We start from the raw sequence: 15279 nt of genomic DNA, 5'->3' as shown, positions 1-15279 counted from the left end.
CAGTAATGCGTTAAGCTAACCAGTACTAATTGCTCGTGAGGCTTGACCCTATAACTTTGATGACGTTGATCATCAAGGTGGTTATGCCAAGTAAGGCGCAGTCAAAATACAAAGCTGATTACAGACTCTATGAATTCGTTGTGTTGCTCACAAGAGCAGCATGACAACAAGTTATGCCTGATGACCATAGCAAGTTGGTACCACTCCTTCCCATCCCGAACAGGACAGTGAAACGACTTTGCGCCGATGATAGTGCGGGTTCCCGTGTGAAAGTAGGTCATCGTCAGGCTCTTACAGCCCAAGAAACCCCGTAGCCCAAAGCTACGGGGTTTTTTGCTTGTTTGCGCAGAATACCTGTTCCGGCCCTGCGCGATGTGCGTGCGCCATGGTGGGTGCGCCGGCTTGAAAGACCAACATGCAACTGCAAGACATTCTGTATTCCCAAGGCTTCGGTATCCGCCGCGTGTGCTCGGGCCTGGTCCAGCAGGGCTGGGTGGAACTGTGGGACACCGAGGCCAACGACTGGGTGCGTTGCCTCGACTCCACGCAGGACATCGATCCTGAAGGCCTGCGCTATCGCGTACAGGGCGTGGAGTGGGCCTATCACGCGCTGGGCTATGTGCTGCTGCACAAGCCGGCGGGCACGGAGTGCTCGCAAAAGCCTTCAACCTATCCGAGCATTTACTCGCTTTTGCCCATGCCGCTGCGCCAGCGCCCGAACAAGGGTGCCGTGCAGGGCGTGCAGGCCGTGGGCCGGCTGGACCAGGACACGACGGGCCTGCTGCTGCTCAGCGATGATGGCCAGTTCATCCACCGCATGAGTTCGCCCAAGAAGCACGTGCCCAAGGTCTACCGTGTGACCACCAAGCATGCCGTGGATGCGCGGCAGGTGCAGCGCCTGCTGGAGGGCGTGGTGCTCGATGACGACCCCAAGCCCGTCAAGGCGGCTGCCTGCGAGCAGGTGAGCGAGCATGTGCTGGACCTCACGCTGACCGAGGGCAAGTACCACCAGGTCAAGCGCATGATCGCCGCCGTTGGCAACCGCGTTGAAGGCCTGCACCGCTGGAAGATTGGCGAGCTGGAGCTCACCGAGGACCTGCAGCCGGGCCAGTGGCGCTGGCTGTCGGTCGAGGACCTGGCCAAGCTCAAGGCCAAGTGAAGCTCTCTTGTCGTTTCCCATGATGAATTCCTCTGAGCCGCGCCCAGGCTGGGCCCTGCTGTGCACGGCCTTCGATGCCCCCACGCCGTACGCACTGCGCATCCGGCAGGACGTGCTGATCGTCGTGGATGGCCGCGGCATGATCGACGCCGTGCTGGAGCGGAACGACCCTCGGCGCACGACCGTGGAGGCCTTGCATGCGGCAGCGGGCACGCTGAAGCGCCTGCCCGAGGGCCAGTACCTTTTGCCCGGCATGGTGGACCTGCATGTGCATGCGCCGCAGTGGCCGCAAAGCGGCAAGGCCCTGGATGTGCCGCTGGAAACCTGGCTGCAGGAGTACACCTTTCCCCTGGAAGCGCGCTACGGCGATGCCGGCTTTGCCACTTCGGTGTACGACAGCGTGGTGCGTACGCTGCTGGCCAATGGCACGACGACGGCCATGTACTTCGGCACCATCCACGCCGTGGGCAACCAAGTGCTGGCCGAACGCTGCCTGGCCCTGGGCCAGCGCGCCCTGGTCGGCAAGGTGGCCATGGACGAGCCGTCGCAATGCCCTTCGTTCTACAAGGACGCCAGTGCCGCCGAAGGCATTGCCGAGACAGCGCGCTTCATCGACTGGCTGCGCCAGCATCCGGACAACGCGCAGCAGCGCGTGCTGCCGGCGATCACGCCGCGTTTCATTCCTTCGTGCACCGACGAGCTGCTGCGCGGCCTGGGTGACCTGGCTCGGCACACCGGCGCCCATGTGCAGACGCATTGCTCCGAAAGCGACTGGGCCCACGCCCATGTGCTGGAACGCCAGGGCCGCACCGATGCGCATGCGCTGCATGATTTCGGCCTGCTCACGCGCCGCACGGTCGTGGCCCATGCCAACTTCCTCACGGCCGATGACGTGGCGCTGATGGCGCGCACGGGCGCCTCGGTGGCGCATTGCCCGCTATCCAACTTCTATTTCGCCAACAGCGTTTTCCCCGCGCGCAGCGGCCGCGAGCAGGGTCTGGGCATGGGACTGGCCACGGACATTTCGGGGGGCTACAGCCCCAGCATGTTCGACGCCTGCCGCCATGCCATGACAGCCTCGCTGGCCTTGCACGAAGGCGTGGATCCGGCGCAGACGGCCGCCCGGCGCGGCAGGGCGGGGCAGGGCGTGCAGGCCCGCATCGACCACGTCTTTGCACTGTGGCTGGCCACGGCGGCGGGTGGCGATGCGCTGGACCTTCCCATTGGCCGCATCGAGCCCGGCCATGCCATGGATGCCCTGGCCGTCGACTGCCTGGCGCCGGACTCCAATGTGCAGATCTGGCCCGAGCAGGACGGCCCGGCCGACATCCTGCAGAAGATCATCCACCATGCCACGCGTGCCAATGTGGCCTGCACCTGGGTGCAGGGCGCGTGCGTGCACCGGCGCCAGGCGGCCAGCCCCGCCTGAAGACCGGCTGCGTTTGCGCACTGGCTGTTTCCCGCGTTTTCCGCTCCATGACCGAACTGACCTCCTCCTACGAAGGGCGCCTGATCGCCCGCCCTGACGACCGCGTCACGCTCTCCCAGGCCCTGTTGCTGGGCCTGCAGCATGTGATGGCCATGGACGTGTATGTCGTGCCCTTCATCATTGCCTCGGCCCTGGCGCTGTCTCAGGCCGACGCGGCGTCCATGATCCAGTCCACCTTCCTCGCAGCGGGACTGGGCACGCTGATCCAGACGGCCTGGTGCATGCGCATGCCCGTGGCACAAGGGCCTTCCTACATTCCCCTGGGTGCCATCCTGGCCGTGGCCTTTGGCGCGGGCGGCGGCTTCGGCGGCATGGGAGCGGTCTATGGCGCGCTGATTCCGGGCGCGCTCATCGTCATCGCGCTGGGTGCGCTGGGCTGGTTCCACCGCGTGATCCGCTGGCTGGTGCCGCCCATCGTTGGCGGCACCATCATCCTCGTGGTGGGGCTGTCGCTGCTGCCGATTGCGCTGAGCGCCAACGTGTTCGCGGTCCACGGCGGCATGACGGTCAACCAGTCCATTGCGCTGGCATCGGTATCGGCGGCGCTGCTGATTGCGGCCATGATGCTGGGCCTGCGCTTCGACAACCGGCTGGGCCGCTGGATGCGCCTGTCGTCGGTGATCATCGCGCTGGCTGGCGGCACGGCCGTCGCCTGGGGCATGGGGCTGTTTGCCTGGCAGCCCATTGCCGATGCGCCCTGGCTCACGCTGCCCAAGCTGGCGGGCATCGACTATCCGCTGCAGTTCTCGCTGCCCGCCGTGCTCACCTTCGTCGTGATCTACCTCGTGGTCATGGCGGAGACCACGGGCACGTGGTTCGCGGTCTCGGCCGTGATCAACCAGCCCATCACCAGCCGCCAGCTGGACCGTGGCGCCGTGGGCGAAGGCCTGAGCTGCAGCGTGGCCGCGCTGATAGGTGCCACGCCGGTCACCGGCTACTCCACCAATGCGGGCGTGATCTCCATCACCGGCGTGGCCAGCCGCATGGTTTTCATTGCAGCCGGCCTGGTGCTGGCCTGCCTGGGCTTCCTGGGCAAGTTCTCCGCACTGATCGCGGCCATTCCCTCGCCCGTGATCGGCGGCATGTTCGCCGTGGTCTGCGTGACCATTGCCATGGCGGGCATCCGCATCCTGCGCCATGTGCGCCTGGACGAGCGTGCCATGCTGGTGGTGGGCGTGCCCATCATCTGCTCCTTCTTTGCCACCCTGGCCCCCAAGGACTGGGTGCAGAGCCTGCCGGACATGCTGCAGTACCTGCTGGGCTCGGCCGTGACCGTGGGCGCCATGGCCGCCATGGTGATGAACCTCATCCTGCCGCGCGCGCAGGATGACGACGCCCCGGCCAGGGACCAGGTGGTCTGAACGCCGCAGGGCCTGCTTCCCGCAAATCCATGCAAAAAGGCCATGCGCAGTTGTTGCACATGGCCTTTTTTGCTGGAAGAGGCGGGCAGGGCCGTGCGATTCAGCGCCGGTCCAGATCGTCGATGGAGGCGCTCCAGCGGCTGTCCCAGCTGCCGCGCTCGCGCACCTGGTCGATCTGGCGGCGGTCGCGCTTGGTGGGGCGGCCTTCGTGCTGGCTGGCGATGCTGCTGGCGGGCTCCGGAGCCAGCCAGCGCTGCTCTGCCAGCCGTTCGCGCTCGGCCAGGCTTTCGGCGGTTTCCTCGTACAGGGCCTGGGCCACGGGGGCGGGGCCCCGCATGCCTGAGAGGCCGCGGATGACCACGGTGCGCGGGACCTGGCCCTGGCGCAGTGCCACGGTGTCGCCGCAGCGCACCTCGCGCGCGGGCTTGACCAGGGCTCCGTTGACGGTGACGCGGCCCTTGCCGATTTCCTCCGTCGCCAGGCTGCGCGTCTTGTAGAAGCGCGCGCACCACAGCCATTTGTCCAGACGCATGGATTCGATATCGGTCATGGCGTTATTGTGCGCGCGGCGCGGGGTGCTTGCCAGTGGCCGGCTGCAGCGGAATCGCCACGTGCGCATGCAGTCCGCAGACCAGGCCTTGCCGGTAGATGTTGCGCAGCTCGATGGCGCCGCCCAGCGTCTGCACGATCTCGTGGCAGATGGCCAGCCCCAGGCCCGAGCCGCTGCGCGCATTGCCGGCCGAAAATGGCTGGAACAGCCTCTGCGCCAGCTCGCTGTCTATGCCCGGCCCGCTGTCGCGCAGGCTGAGCACGGCCTGGCTGCCGGCCTGGTGCACGCTGATGTGCAGGCTGCCGGCCGCAGGCATGTGGCGTATGGCGTTGTGCAGCAGGTTGCGCGTGAGCTCGCGCAGCATCCATTCGTGGGCAGGAACGGGGCAGGGCTCCGTGTCTATGGAAAAGTCGATGTCCTGCTCCGCAATCAGCGGCGACAGTTCGATGGCCACGTCGCGCACCACTTCGTCCAGCAGGCTGGGCGCGGGCGATGCGGGCTCGGCGCTGTCTTCCTGGCGCAGCTGCTCGACCTTGGCCAGCGCCAGCATCTGGTTGGCCAGGCGCGTGGCGCGGTCCACGGTGGCGCCGATTTCCTCAAAGGCCTGCTCGGCTGGCACATCGCCGCGCTGGGCCGACTGCAGCTGTGCCTTGAGCACGGCCAGCGGCGTGCGCAGCTGGTGCGACGCGTCGCGCACAAAGCGCTTCTGGTCCGACAGCAGCTGGCGCAGCCGCAGCATGAGCTGGTTGATGGCCTCCAGCAGCGGCTGCAACTCGCGCGGTGCTGAGGGTGCCGACAGCGGGCTCAGGTCGCCGCGCGGGCGCGATCGCAGGTCGCTGCTGAGCCGGCGCACGGGCTGTGTGGCGCGCTGGACGACGAAGATCACGATCAGCGCCACGGCGGCCACCAGCAGGGCCTGCCGCGCCAGCGTGGTGCGCAGGATCTGCAGGGCCAGCGCTTCACGCAGCTCCAGCGTCTCGGCCACCTGGATCACGGCCATGCCGCGCCCCTTGGCGCTGGCCACGGGCTGCAGCAGCACGGCCATGCGCACGGGCCGGCCCCGGAACTGTGCGTCGTAGAAGTCGACCAGGGCCGCGTAGGGCGGGCGCTGGGGAATGACGCCGTGCCACATGGGCAGCTCGCCAAAGCCCGACACCATTTCCCCCTCCAGCGTGGAGACGCGGTAGAACATGCGGCTCTGGTTGTCGGCCTCGAAGATCTCCAGCGCCGAGTAGGGAACGATGGCATGCAGCTGGGCGGACTCGTCATAGCCCGTCACATCCAGCTGCTCGCTGATGCTCTTGGCCGAGGCCAGCAGCGTGCGGTCATAGGCGGTGTTCAGCGCAGCCAGCGTCTGGTGGTACAGGCTCCAGGTATTGAAGCCAATGAACAGAATGACGGGCACGAGAATGCCCGTCAGCAGCTGGCGGCGCAGCGACCAGGGCTGGCGCGTGCGCGCGGGGGCGGGAAGGGGAAGACCGGGGTCGCGCATGGGCTGCGGTGAGTGGTGGAGTGCCTCAGGCCGACTCGGCCTTGAGCAGATAGCCCAGGCCGCGCAGCGTGACCAGCTGCACGCCCGTGCCCGACAGCTTCTTGCGCAACCGGTAGGCGACGACTTCCACGGCTTCGTACTGCACGTCCGACTCGCCGGGAAACACCAGCGCGAACAGACGCTCCTTGGCCACGGCATGGCCGGGGCGTGCCAGCAGGGCGTGCATCAGGGCCAGCTCGCGCGGCGTCAGCTCCATGATCTCGCCATCGCGGTGGATGGCGCCGCTGGCCTTGTCGTAGCGCAGCGCACCCATGGCGATGGTCTCGGGCGGCGGCTTGGGCGTGAAGCTGTCGCTGCTGCGGCGCAGCAGGGCGCGCAGCCGGGCCTCCAGCTCGTCGAGGTCGAAGGGCTTGGCCAGGTAGTCGTCGGCACCGGCGTTCAGGCCCAGCACGCGGTCGCCCACGGTGCCGCGCGCAGTCAGGATGAGCACGGGCGTGCGCAGGCCCTGGCCGCGCGCACGCTCCAGCACCTGCAGGCCGTCCAGGCCGGGCAGGCTCAGGTCCAGCACCACGGCGTCGGGCTCGCGCACCAGCCACTGCGCCAGGGCCGAGGGCCCGTCGGCCGCCGTCTCCACCTGGATGCCGCGCCGGATCAGCGTGCGCTGCAGCGTGGTGCGCATGGCGTTGTCATCTTCTACGAGCAGCAATTGCATGGGCCGGACGTTAGCACCGGGCGCGATGCAGGCCATCGTGGCGAGAGCGATCTAGGGATTCCCCTAGGGGTTTGGACAGCCATTTGACAGGTAGCGAACCGATCATCGACAGCCTTACAACACAAGGAGTCAAACCATGCGTCGTGATACTTTTCTGAAGTCGCTGGCCGCACTGGCCGCCGCAGGCAGCCTGCCGCTGTCTGCGCAGGCTGCGGCAGCCGTCAAGATGATGCTGCCGGCCAACCCCGGCGGCGGCTGGGACACCACGGGCCGTGCCCTGGGCAAGGCTTTGCAGGACGCTGGTCAGGCTGCTTCCGTCACCTATGACAACAAGGGTGGCGCCGCCGGCGCCATCGGCCTTGCGCAGTTTGTCAACGGCAGCAAGGGCGATCCCAACGCCATGATGGTCATGGGCGCCGTCATGCTGGGCGGCATCATCACGGGCAAGCCGCCCGTGAACCTCACGCAGGCCACGCCGCTGGCCCGCCTGACCAGCGAGTACAACGTCTTCGTGCTGCCCGCCAACTCGCCCTTCAAGAACATGGCCGAGGTGATCGCCCAGCTCAAGAAGGACCCGGGCTCCGTCAAGTGGGGCGGCGGCTCGCGCGGCTCCACCGAGCACATTGCGGCGGCCATGATTGCGCGTGAAGTCGGCGTCGATCCCTCCAAGATCAACTACGTGGCATTCCGTGGAGGCGGCGAGGCCATCTCCGCCATCCTGGGCGGCAACGTCACCGTGGGCGGCAGCGGCTACAGCGAGTTCGCCGAGTACATCGGCACCGGCAAGATGAAGCCCATCGGCGTGACCTCGGGCCAGCGCCTGAAGGGCGTGGACGTGCCCACGCTCAAGGAGCAGGGCATCAACGTGGAGATCGGCAACTGGCGCGGCGTGTACGGCGCGCCCGGCATCACCAAGGCACAGCGCGATGCGCTGGTCGCCATGATCGAGAAGGCCACCAAGAGCAAGGCCTGGGCCGAGGCGCTGCAGAAGAACGACTGGACGCCTGCATGGCTGGCCGGCGATGCCTTCGGCGAGTTCGTGGACCAGGAGTTCGCGAGCCTGCGCGCCACCATGGTCAAGTCCGGCATGGTGTGATCGAGCTGCTGCACCGGCCTCTTGCGGGGTCGGTGCAGCAACAGGCCCGCACTCCTGCGGGCCACGGCAGGCGCCAGTCGCAGCGCCTACTTCAAGAAGCGGAAGATGCCCGCGCGCCGCGCCAGCGGCTCGCAGGCCCCGGCGGCTTAATTTTTTCCCCACGTCTGCAGCGGTGGCCGGCCCGGTCGCCGGTCCCGCTGCGGCCAGGAACTGACCATGTCCGAGTCCTCACAACCCAATCCACTTGCCACGGATGCCGCCCAGGCCGATGAGCCCAGCGGCTTTCCCTCGGTACGCGCGCAGACCATCGTCGGCTCCGGCGTGCTGCTTGTCGCCGCAGGCCTGGCCTTCGGCGCGCTGCAAATCCCTGGCGATGCCGGCTACGGCGGCGTCGGCCCCAATTTCCTGCCCTGGCTGTGTGCCTTGGTGCTCGCAGTCTGCGGCGCCTGGCTGGTCTGGGAGGCACGCACGGGCGGCTTTCGCGAAGCCTCTTGCGGGGGCGGCCACCCACGAGCCGACATCGGCGCCTTCGTCTGGGTGTCGACGGGCCTGCTGGTCAATGCCGTGCTGATCGGCACCGTGGGCTTCATCGTCAGCTGCACCGTCTGCTACGTGCTGGCCGTGCAGGGCCTGCGCCGTGCCGGCGGCCAGGCCCAGGCGGGCAAGCCCATCACCTGGGCCAAGGACGTGGTCACCGGGCTGCTGATCTCGGCGCCCGTGTTCTGGGCCTTCACGCAATTCCTGGCGATCAACCTGCCGGGCCTGACTGAGACGGGGTGGCTGTAATGGAAATCTTTGACGCACTGCTGGCGGGCTTTGCCACCGCCATCACACCGGCCAACCTGCTGTGGGCCCTGGTCGGCTGCGCCCTGGGCACGGCCGTGGGCGTGCTGCCCGGCATCGGACCGGCCGTGGCCGTGGCCATGCTGCTGCCCATCACCGCCAAGGTCGATGTCACCGCCTCGATGATCTTCTTCGCGGGCATCTACTACGGCGCCATGTACGGCGGCTCCACCACCTCCATCCTGCTGAACACGCCCGGGGAGACCGCGAGCATGGTCACGGCCATGGAGGGCAACAAGATGGCCAAGAGCGGCCGCGCGGGCGCCGCGCTGGCCACCTCCGCCATCGGCTCCTTCGTGGCCGGCACCGTGGCCACCGTGGTCGTCACGCTGTTCGCGCCTTCGGTGGCCGACTTCGCCGTCAAGCTGGGCCCGCCCGAGTACTTCATGCTGATGGTGCTGGCCTTCACCACCGTGAGCGCCGTGCTGGGCCAGAGCGCGCTGCGCGGCATGACGGCCCTGTTCCTGGGGCTGGCGCTGGGCTGCATCGGCATGGACCAGATCTCGGGCGCTGCGCGCTACACCATGGGCAAGATGGAACTGCTGGACGGCGTGGACATCGTGCTCGTGGCCGTGGGCCTGTTCGCCGTGGCCGAAGTGCTGTACGCCGCCATGTACGAAGGCAAGGTCGTCGATACGCAAAACAAGATGGGCCGCGTGCACATGACCGGCCGTGACTGGAAGCGTTCGTGGCCCGCGTGGCTGCGCGGCACCGTCATCGGCACGCCCTTCGGCTGCATTCCCGCCGGCGGCACCGAGATTCCGACCTTCCTGAGCTATGCCACCGAGAAGAAACTGGCCAAGGGCGAGGACCGTGCGGAGTTCGGCACCAAGGGCGCCATCGAAGGCGTGGCCGGCCCAGAGGCGGCCAACAACGCCACCGTGACCGCCGCGCTGATCCCGCTGCTGACCCTGGGCATTCCCACCAGCAACACCACGGCCGTGCTGCTGGGCGCCTTCCAGAACTACGGCATCAACCCCGGCCCGCAGCTGTTCAGTTCGTCCGCGGCCCTGGTCTGGGCGCTGATCGCCTCGCTGTACATCGGCAACCTGATGCTGCTGGTGCTCAACCTGCCCATGGTGGGCCTGTGGGTCAAGCTGCTGAAGATCCCGCGTCCCCAGCTGTACGCCGGCATCCTGATCTTCGCCACCGTGGGTGCCTACGGCATGCGCCAGAGCGCGTTCGACCTGTTCCTGCTGTACGGCATCGGCGTACTGGGCGTGATCATGCGCCGCTTCGACTTCCCCACCGCGCCCGTGGTGGTGGGCATGATCCTGGGCCCCCTGGCCGAGGCGCAGATGCGCAACGCCGTGTCCATCGGCGAAGGCAGCTGGTGGATCTTCCTGCAGCGCCCCATGTCGCTGACGCTGATCATCATCGTGGCCTGCGTGCTCATCGTGCCGCGCGTGCTCAAGCGCCTGCAGCCCAAGCCCTCGCCGCAGGCCACTGCCGGCTGACGCCAACCCGTTGCTAGCCGGCCCGTCGATGCTACGCATGGCGTCCACGGGCCCCTGACAGCCCCTGCCTTCCGAGGCAGGGGCTTTTTTCGTCAGCTGGTTGATGCCTTCCATTCACAGATGGTGTTCCAGCAGACCGTCTAGTCCCGCGCCGCCCTTGAATCCATGATCCAGCCATCGACAGACATCGGATTCCTTGCATGCTGCAACTTTTTCCATCGCTTTCCACGGCCTCGGGCGCGGCCCTTCTGGCGCTTGTGATTTCCACGCCAGCCATGGCGGATTCAACGGCGCCGGCGGGTTCGGCTGAAGCCTCCCACTGGGCTGCCACGTGGCAGGCCAGCCCGCAGCCGGTCTGGGGGGCGGACTTCCTCTTTCCTACCAACCTGCCCGCTGTGCTGCAGGACCAGACCGTGCGCCAGGTGGCACGCATCAGCCTGGGCGGGCCGCGCCTGCGTATCGTGCTGTCCAACGCCTACGGCGGCCAGCCTGTGACCGTGGGCAGGGCGACCGTGGCAAAGCCGTTGCCGGCAGGCGCCGTCGAGTCCGGCAGCCTGCAGGCTGTGACCTTTGGCGGCAGCGCGCAAGCCACCATTGCCGCAGGCGCATCCCTGGTCAGCGACCCTGTGGCCTTGCCGCTGGCCTCGCTGTCGCAGGTGGCCGTGAGCCTGTACCTGCCCGGTGCCACGCCTGTGCAGAGTTTTCACTGGGATGGGCGTCAGACCGGCTGGATCGTGGCGGGCGACCAGTCCGCGGCTGCGGCGCTGCGGACTTCGGACCCTGGCGCAATCAGCAGCACGGCCCGCCCGCTGTTGGCGGGCATAGAGGTCGAGGCAGAAGCTGCGGCGCCCGTGGTAGCGGTGATGGGCGACTCCATCACCGACGGTGCCACGGCCAGCCTGGACAGGGACAGCCGTTGGCCGGATTTCCTGGCCGCGCGCCTTGCGCCGCACGGCGCGGCGGTGGTCAATGCCGGCATCTCGGGGGCGCGCCTGCTGTCCGATGGCATGGGCGAGCATGCCCTGGCGCGGCTGGAGCGTGATGTGCTGGCCCAGCCCGGTGTGCGCAGCCTCATCGTGCTGCTGGGCATCAACGATATTTCCTGGCCCGGCACGGCCTTTGCGCCGCGGGCGCAGCGCCCCACGCTGCAGGACATGGCAGAGGGCTATTGCCAGCTGGTTGCCAGGGCGCGCAGCCACGGCCTGCGCGTGATCGGCGCCACCTTGCCGCCTTTCGAGGGCGCCTTGCCAGGCACGCCGCTGGACGACTACTACCAGGACGGCAAGGACGACCTGCGGCGGCAGGTGAATGCATGGATACGGTTGGGCGGCGCCTTCGATGCCGTCATCGACTTCGACGCCGTGCTGCGCGACAGCGCCCACCCGGCACGCATGGCGGCGCGCTTCGACTCGGGCGACCACCTGCATCCTGGCGACGAAGGCAACCGCGCCATGGCCAACGCGGTAGACCTGAACGCCATACTGCCCGGCCTGCCGCAGCGCTAGTGCGTCGCGGCGGCGGGGGCTGGCTTCCATATAAAATGCAAATGGTTCTCATTTGTCATACGTCCCCGGCGTGCCTGCGCCCTGGGGCACAGGGAGGGGTACTGTGGCCGCCGCCGAGTTTGCGCTTCAGCAACAAGTCGAAATTCTCTACACCGATCACCACGGCTGGTTGCGCGGCCTGCTGCGCCGCAAGCTGGGCAATGCCTTTGATGCGGCCGATCTGGCGCACGACGTCTACCTGCAGTTGCTGCGCACGGGCCGCGTTCCCCCGGCCGATGAGCGCCGCCGCCATCTCACCCAGATCGCCAATGGCCTGGTGATCGACCTGTACCGGCGCCGCCGCGTGGAGGCGGCCTACCTTGAAGCCCTGGCCCTGCTGCCCGAGCAGATGGCGCCCTCCGAAGAAACACGTGCCCTGGCGCTGGAGGCCCTGGTCGAGATCGATGCCGCGCTGAACGGCCTGCCGCCCAAGGCGCGCAAGGCCCTGCTGCTGTGCAAGCTCGACGGCATGGCCTACCGAGATATCGCGGCCGAGCTGGGCGTGTCCGTGTCCTCGGTGGAGAAATACATCGCTGCCGGCCTGCTGGCCTGCTACCAGGCGCTGCACGGCGCCGTGTGCTGAGTGGCCGGCATGTCTTCATCTCCGGCATCGGCCGCGTCAGCCGCATCCACTGACGCCTGCGCAACTGCGTCCGCCAGCGAGCCGCTGGAGCCGGCCATCGTCCAGCGCGCCGCCGAATGGATGGCACGCCTGTGGGCTGACGACGCCAACGACGAAGACCGCGCCGCTTGCGCCCGCTGGCGTGCCGAGCATCCGCGGCACGAGCTGGCCTGGAGCCGGCTGCAGGCCTTTGACGACAAGCTGCGCAGCGTGCCCGGCGGCATTGCACGGCATACGCTGGCGGACACCTCCGCTGCGTCGCCGGCGCCCCGGGGCCGCCGCCGTGCCATGCAGTTGCTGGGCCTCATGGCCACGGCCGGAGGCATTGCCCATGTGGTGCGCGGCACCGATGCATGGCAGGTCGCCGCCGCCAGCCATGGCACGGCGCGTGGTGAAGTCCGAGAGATCACGCTGCCGGATGGCACGCAGGTGGTGCTGGCCTCGGCCTCGGCCATCGACCTGCGCTTTGACGAGGCCGAGCGCCTGATCCTGCTGCGCGCCGGCGAAATCCTCGTCACCACCGCGCCCGATCCGCAAAGCACACCCCGCCCGCTGCGCGTGCGCTCGCGCCACGGCACGGTGCAGGCCCTGGGCACGCGCTTCACGCTGCGCCAGGAAGAAGAGCATTCACGCGTGGCCGTGTTCGAGGGCGCGGTGGAGGTGCGTCCTGCCAGGGCGCCGGGCCAGGTGGTGCGCGTGGATGCGGGGCAGGGCGCCGTCTTCACTGGCGAGCAGGCCCGGGCTCCGGTGCCTGCGCAGGAAAGTGCCGCCGCCTGGGCGCGCGGCGTGCTGGTGGCCGACAACATGCCGCTGGGCGAGCTGGTGGCCGAACTGGCGCGCTACCGCACGGGCCTGCTGCGCTGCGACCCGCAGGTGGGCGGCCTGCGCGTCACGGGCGTGTTCTCATTGCGCGATACCGACCGCGCCCTGCACAACCTGGCGCTGGGCCTGCCCGTGCAGGTGGTCTCGCGCACGCGCTACTGGGTCACGGTGCAGGCGGCGGGCTGAGGCTTCTTTCATCGCGGCGCCTTCCCCGTTTCTCGGAACCCGTTACCGGCTGATTCAACTTTCTGCCCCTGGGGATTGAGGGTTTGGCGTTCTCGTTCGGAAGACAGGCAAGAGCCCTTGTTTTCTGTTCTTTTCTGTTCCGCCATGCCTTCCAGGAGAACCCATGCACTCACCCGAGGCCGATGACGCCCAGGCCGGCCCCGGCCCCATTGCGCAGACGCTGCAGCCCATCCGCGCGCAGCTTGTTCTTGCCGCGCTGCTGTCGTTTGCGGGCGCCGTGCTGGCGCTGGCGCCGCTGGCCGGCATCGCCCATATCGCGCGGCTGGCGCTGGCCGATGGCGGCATGGTGGCGGCAGATGCCTGGCGCGTCATCGCGCTGTGCCTTGTCTGCCTGTTTGCGGGCATGGCCCTGGTGTCGGCGGGCGAGCTGGTTGCCCATCTGGCCGACAACCGCCTCACCCACGGGCTGCGCCTGTCGGCCATGCAGCGGCTGGCGCGTGTGCCGCTGGGCTGGTTCACCGAGCGGGCCTCGGGCCAGGTCAAGCAGGCCATGCAGGACGACGTGGCCACCCTGCACGAGCTGACCGCGCACTTCTACACCACGGTGGGGCGCGGCGCGGGCACGGTGGCCGCTTCTGCGGTCTACCTGGTGGCCATGGACTGGCGCATGGCCCTGGTCTCGGCGCTGCCGTTCGGCATCTTCTTTCTGGTGATGCGCCATGCCATGCAGGCCAGCGGCGCCCACATGCCGGCCTTTGGCGCGGGACTGGCGCGCATCAACAACGCGGTGGTGGAGTTCGTGCACGGCATTCCCGTGGTCAAGGCCTTTGGTGCCAGCGGGCGCGCCCATGGCAGCTACCGCGAGTCCGTCGATGGCTTTACCGACGCCTTCCTAGGCTTTGCGCGTCCGCTGGTGTCGGCGCGCGCCAATGCCAATGCGCTGATCGCGCCCGTGGCCGTGCTGGGGGTGGTGCTGGCCTTTGGCACGCTGTTCACGGCTCTGGGCTGGATGGCGCCCGTGGACGTGCTGCCCTTTGCCCTGGTGGCGCCGGGCATCAGCGCGCCGCTGCAGCTGCTCAGCTTCAACCTGCATGCGCTCAATCACGCCACGGGCGCTGCCCAGCGCGTGCAGGCGCTGCTGCGCACGCCCGTGCTGGAGCAACCGGCCGCCCATCAATGCAGGCTGCCCCAAGGCTGCGAAGTCCGCTTCGAAGGCGTGGGCCATGCCTACGAGGCGGGGCATGACGTGCTCAAGGGCATGGATTTCACGCTCAGGCCCGGCACGGTGACCGCCGTGGTCGGTGCCTCGGGCGCGGGCAAGTCCACGCTCGCCCGGCTGCTGCTGCGCTTCTTCGACCCGAACGAAGGGCGCATCACGCTGGGCGGGGTGGACCTGCGGCAGATCGAGACCCTGCAGTTGTACCGCCACCTGGCCTTTATGCTGCAGGACGTGCGCCTGGTGCACGCCAGCGTGCGCGAGAACATCGCCCTGGGCCGGCCCTCGGCCAGCGCGCAGGAGGTGGAAGAGGCGGCGCGCGCCGCCCACATCCATGAACGCATCCTGGCGCTGCCGCGCGGATATGACTCGGTGATCGGCGAAGACGCCCAGTTGTCCGGCGGCGAGCAGCAGCGCCTGAGCATTGCGCGCGCCGTGCTGCTGGATGCGCCCGTGCTGGTGCTGGACGAGCCCACGGCCGCTGCCGATGCCGAGAGCGAGGCCGCCATCCAGCAGGCCCTGTCGCGCCTGGCCGCCGGACGCACCCTGTTGGTCATCGCCCACCGGCTGGACACCGTCATGCATGCGGACCAGATCCTGGTGGTGGAAGGCGGAGCCATCCGCGAGCGCGGCCGCCATGCCGAGCTGCTGGCGCTGGGCGGACGCTACGCACGGCTGTGGGCGCTGGGCGGGTACGAATCACAGCCCTCCCAATCCCTGCCTTCCACCC

General features: G+C 68.3%; 13 protein-coding genes and 1 rRNA gene. 11 read left to right on the top strand and 3 right to left on the bottom strand.

Going from position 1 to position 15279, the window contains the following annotated elements; genetic code table 11:
- The first annotated feature begins 176 nt into the window (after positions 1-176).
- The 4 genes from rrf (at position 177) to GRX31_RS29360 (ending at position 4009) form a co-directional block, all read left to right on the top strand.
- Positions 177-289 (top strand): 5S ribosomal RNA (rrf, locus tag GRX31_RS29375).
- 126 nt (positions 290-415) lie between these two features.
- Positions 416-1159 (top strand): 16S rRNA pseudouridine(516) synthase, encoded by a 744-nt coding sequence (locus GRX31_RS29370; protein ID WP_016454025.1) that lies wholly within the window; start codon positions 416-418, stop codon positions 1157-1159.
- A gap of 19 nt (positions 1160-1178) precedes the next feature.
- The gene (gene guaD, locus GRX31_RS29365; protein WP_160856067.1) at positions 1179-2588 is read left to right on the top strand and encodes a guanine deaminase; all 1410 of its coding nucleotides are present in this window, start codon (positions 1179-1181) and stop codon (positions 2586-2588) included.
- A 47-nt stretch (positions 2589-2635) separates the two neighbouring features.
- On the top strand, positions 2636-4009 hold the full coding sequence (locus tag GRX31_RS29360) for a uracil-xanthine permease family protein (protein ID WP_160856065.1): 1374 nt from the start codon (positions 2636-2638) through the stop codon (positions 4007-4009).
- Between the two features lie 100 nt (positions 4010-4109).
- Here GRX31_RS29360 and GRX31_RS29355 read toward each other — a convergent pair whose 3' ends face one another.
- From GRX31_RS29355 to GRX31_RS29345, 3 genes are read right to left on the bottom strand one after another with little or no spacing between them, the layout of a single operon-like run.
- Positions 4110-4559: an RNA-binding S4 domain-containing protein gene (locus tag GRX31_RS29355; RefSeq protein WP_160856063.1), complete on the bottom strand. Its 450-nt coding sequence runs from the start codon at positions 4557-4559 to the stop codon at positions 4110-4112.
- A 4-nt stretch (positions 4560-4563) separates the two neighbouring features.
- Positions 4564-6051 (bottom strand): sensor histidine kinase, encoded by a 1488-nt coding sequence (locus GRX31_RS29350; protein WP_016454029.1) that lies wholly within the window; start codon positions 6049-6051, stop codon positions 4564-4566.
- 25 nt (positions 6052-6076) lie between these two features.
- Complete coding sequence (locus GRX31_RS29345; RefSeq protein WP_016449642.1) at positions 6077-6799, bottom strand: response regulator transcription factor; 723 nt, start codon at positions 6797-6799, stop codon at positions 6077-6079.
- A 100-nt stretch (positions 6800-6899) separates the two neighbouring features.
- Between GRX31_RS29345 and GRX31_RS29340 the strand changes: the two genes are divergently transcribed.
- From GRX31_RS29340 to GRX31_RS29310, 7 genes are all read left to right on the top strand, one after another.
- Complete coding sequence (locus GRX31_RS29340) at positions 6900-7859, top strand: Bug family tripartite tricarboxylate transporter substrate binding protein (protein WP_016449641.1); 960 nt, start codon at positions 6900-6902, stop codon at positions 7857-7859.
- Positions 7860-8075: 216 nt separating this feature from the next.
- The gene (locus GRX31_RS29335) at positions 8076-8645 is read left to right on the top strand and encodes a tripartite tricarboxylate transporter TctB family protein (RefSeq protein ID WP_016454030.1); all 570 of its coding nucleotides are present in this window, start codon (positions 8076-8078) and stop codon (positions 8643-8645) included.
- Positions 8645-10159 carry a tripartite tricarboxylate transporter permease gene (locus GRX31_RS29330; RefSeq protein ID WP_016449639.1) on the top strand — a complete coding sequence of 505 codons (1515 nt, stop codon included), beginning with the start codon at positions 8645-8647 and terminating at the stop codon, positions 10157-10159. The genes GRX31_RS29335 and GRX31_RS29330 overlap by 1 nt, the downstream gene beginning before the upstream one ends.
- 200 nt (positions 10160-10359) lie before the next feature.
- Entirely contained in the window at positions 10360-11664 is a 1305-nt protein-coding gene (locus GRX31_RS29325; RefSeq protein WP_160856061.1) for an SGNH/GDSL hydrolase family protein, read from the top strand.
- 103 nt (positions 11665-11767) lie between these two features.
- Positions 11768-12286 carry a sigma-70 family RNA polymerase sigma factor gene (locus GRX31_RS29320; protein WP_017405492.1) on the top strand — a complete coding sequence of 173 codons (519 nt, stop codon included), beginning with the start codon at positions 11768-11770 and terminating at the stop codon, positions 12284-12286.
- 9 nt (positions 12287-12295) lie between these two features.
- Positions 12296-13333 carry a FecR domain-containing protein gene (locus GRX31_RS29315; protein WP_160856059.1) on the top strand — a complete coding sequence of 346 codons (1038 nt, stop codon included), beginning with the start codon at positions 12296-12298 and terminating at the stop codon, positions 13331-13333.
- 163 nt (positions 13334-13496) lie between these two features.
- Positions 13497-15279: ABC transporter ATP-binding protein (locus GRX31_RS29310; protein ID WP_160856057.1), on the top strand; the 1783-nt coding region annotated here is incomplete at its 3' end.

The sequence above is a fragment of the Delftia sp. CH05 genome, from assembly GCF_009827015.1.
Classification (GTDB): domain Bacteria; phylum Pseudomonadota; class Gammaproteobacteria; order Burkholderiales; family Burkholderiaceae_C; genus Comamonas; species Comamonas tsuruhatensis.
The sequence above is the reverse complement of the archived record's forward strand: the minus strand, read 5'-3'. Positions and strand labels throughout refer to the sequence as shown.

Bases quoted from the DNA above. Each gene is read 5' to 3' on its own strand.
- GRX31_RS29370 (WP_016454025.1), top strand. From the start codon at position 416: ATGCAACTGCAAGACATTCTGTATTCCCAAGGCTTCGGTATCCGCCGC.
- guaD (WP_160856067.1), top strand. From the start codon at position 1,179: ATGATGAATTCCTCTGAGCCGCGCCCAGGCTGGGCCCTGCTGTGCACG.
- GRX31_RS29360 (WP_160856065.1), top strand. From the start codon at position 2,636: ATGACCGAACTGACCTCCTCCTACGAAGGGCGCCTGATCGCCCGCCCT.
- GRX31_RS29355 (WP_160856063.1), bottom strand. From the start codon at position 4,559: ATGACCGATATCGAATCCATGCGTCTGGACAAATGGCTGTGGTGCGCG.
- GRX31_RS29350 (WP_016454029.1), bottom strand. From the start codon at position 6,051: ATGCGCGACCCCGGTCTTCCCCTTCCCGCCCCCGCGCGCACGCGCCAG.
- GRX31_RS29345 (WP_016449642.1), bottom strand. From the start codon at position 6,799: ATGGCCTGCATCGCGCCCGGTGCTAACGTCCGGCCCATGCAATTGCTG.
- GRX31_RS29340 (WP_016449641.1), top strand. From the start codon at position 6,900: ATGCGTCGTGATACTTTTCTGAAGTCGCTGGCCGCACTGGCCGCCGCA.
- GRX31_RS29335 (WP_016454030.1), top strand. From the start codon at position 8,076: ATGTCCGAGTCCTCACAACCCAATCCACTTGCCACGGATGCCGCCCAG.
- GRX31_RS29330 (WP_016449639.1), top strand. From the start codon at position 8,645: ATGGAAATCTTTGACGCACTGCTGGCGGGCTTTGCCACCGCCATCACA.
- GRX31_RS29325 (WP_160856061.1), top strand. From the start codon at position 10,360: ATGCTGCAACTTTTTCCATCGCTTTCCACGGCCTCGGGCGCGGCCCTT.
- GRX31_RS29315 (WP_160856059.1), top strand. From the start codon at position 12,296: ATGTCTTCATCTCCGGCATCGGCCGCGTCAGCCGCATCCACTGACGCC.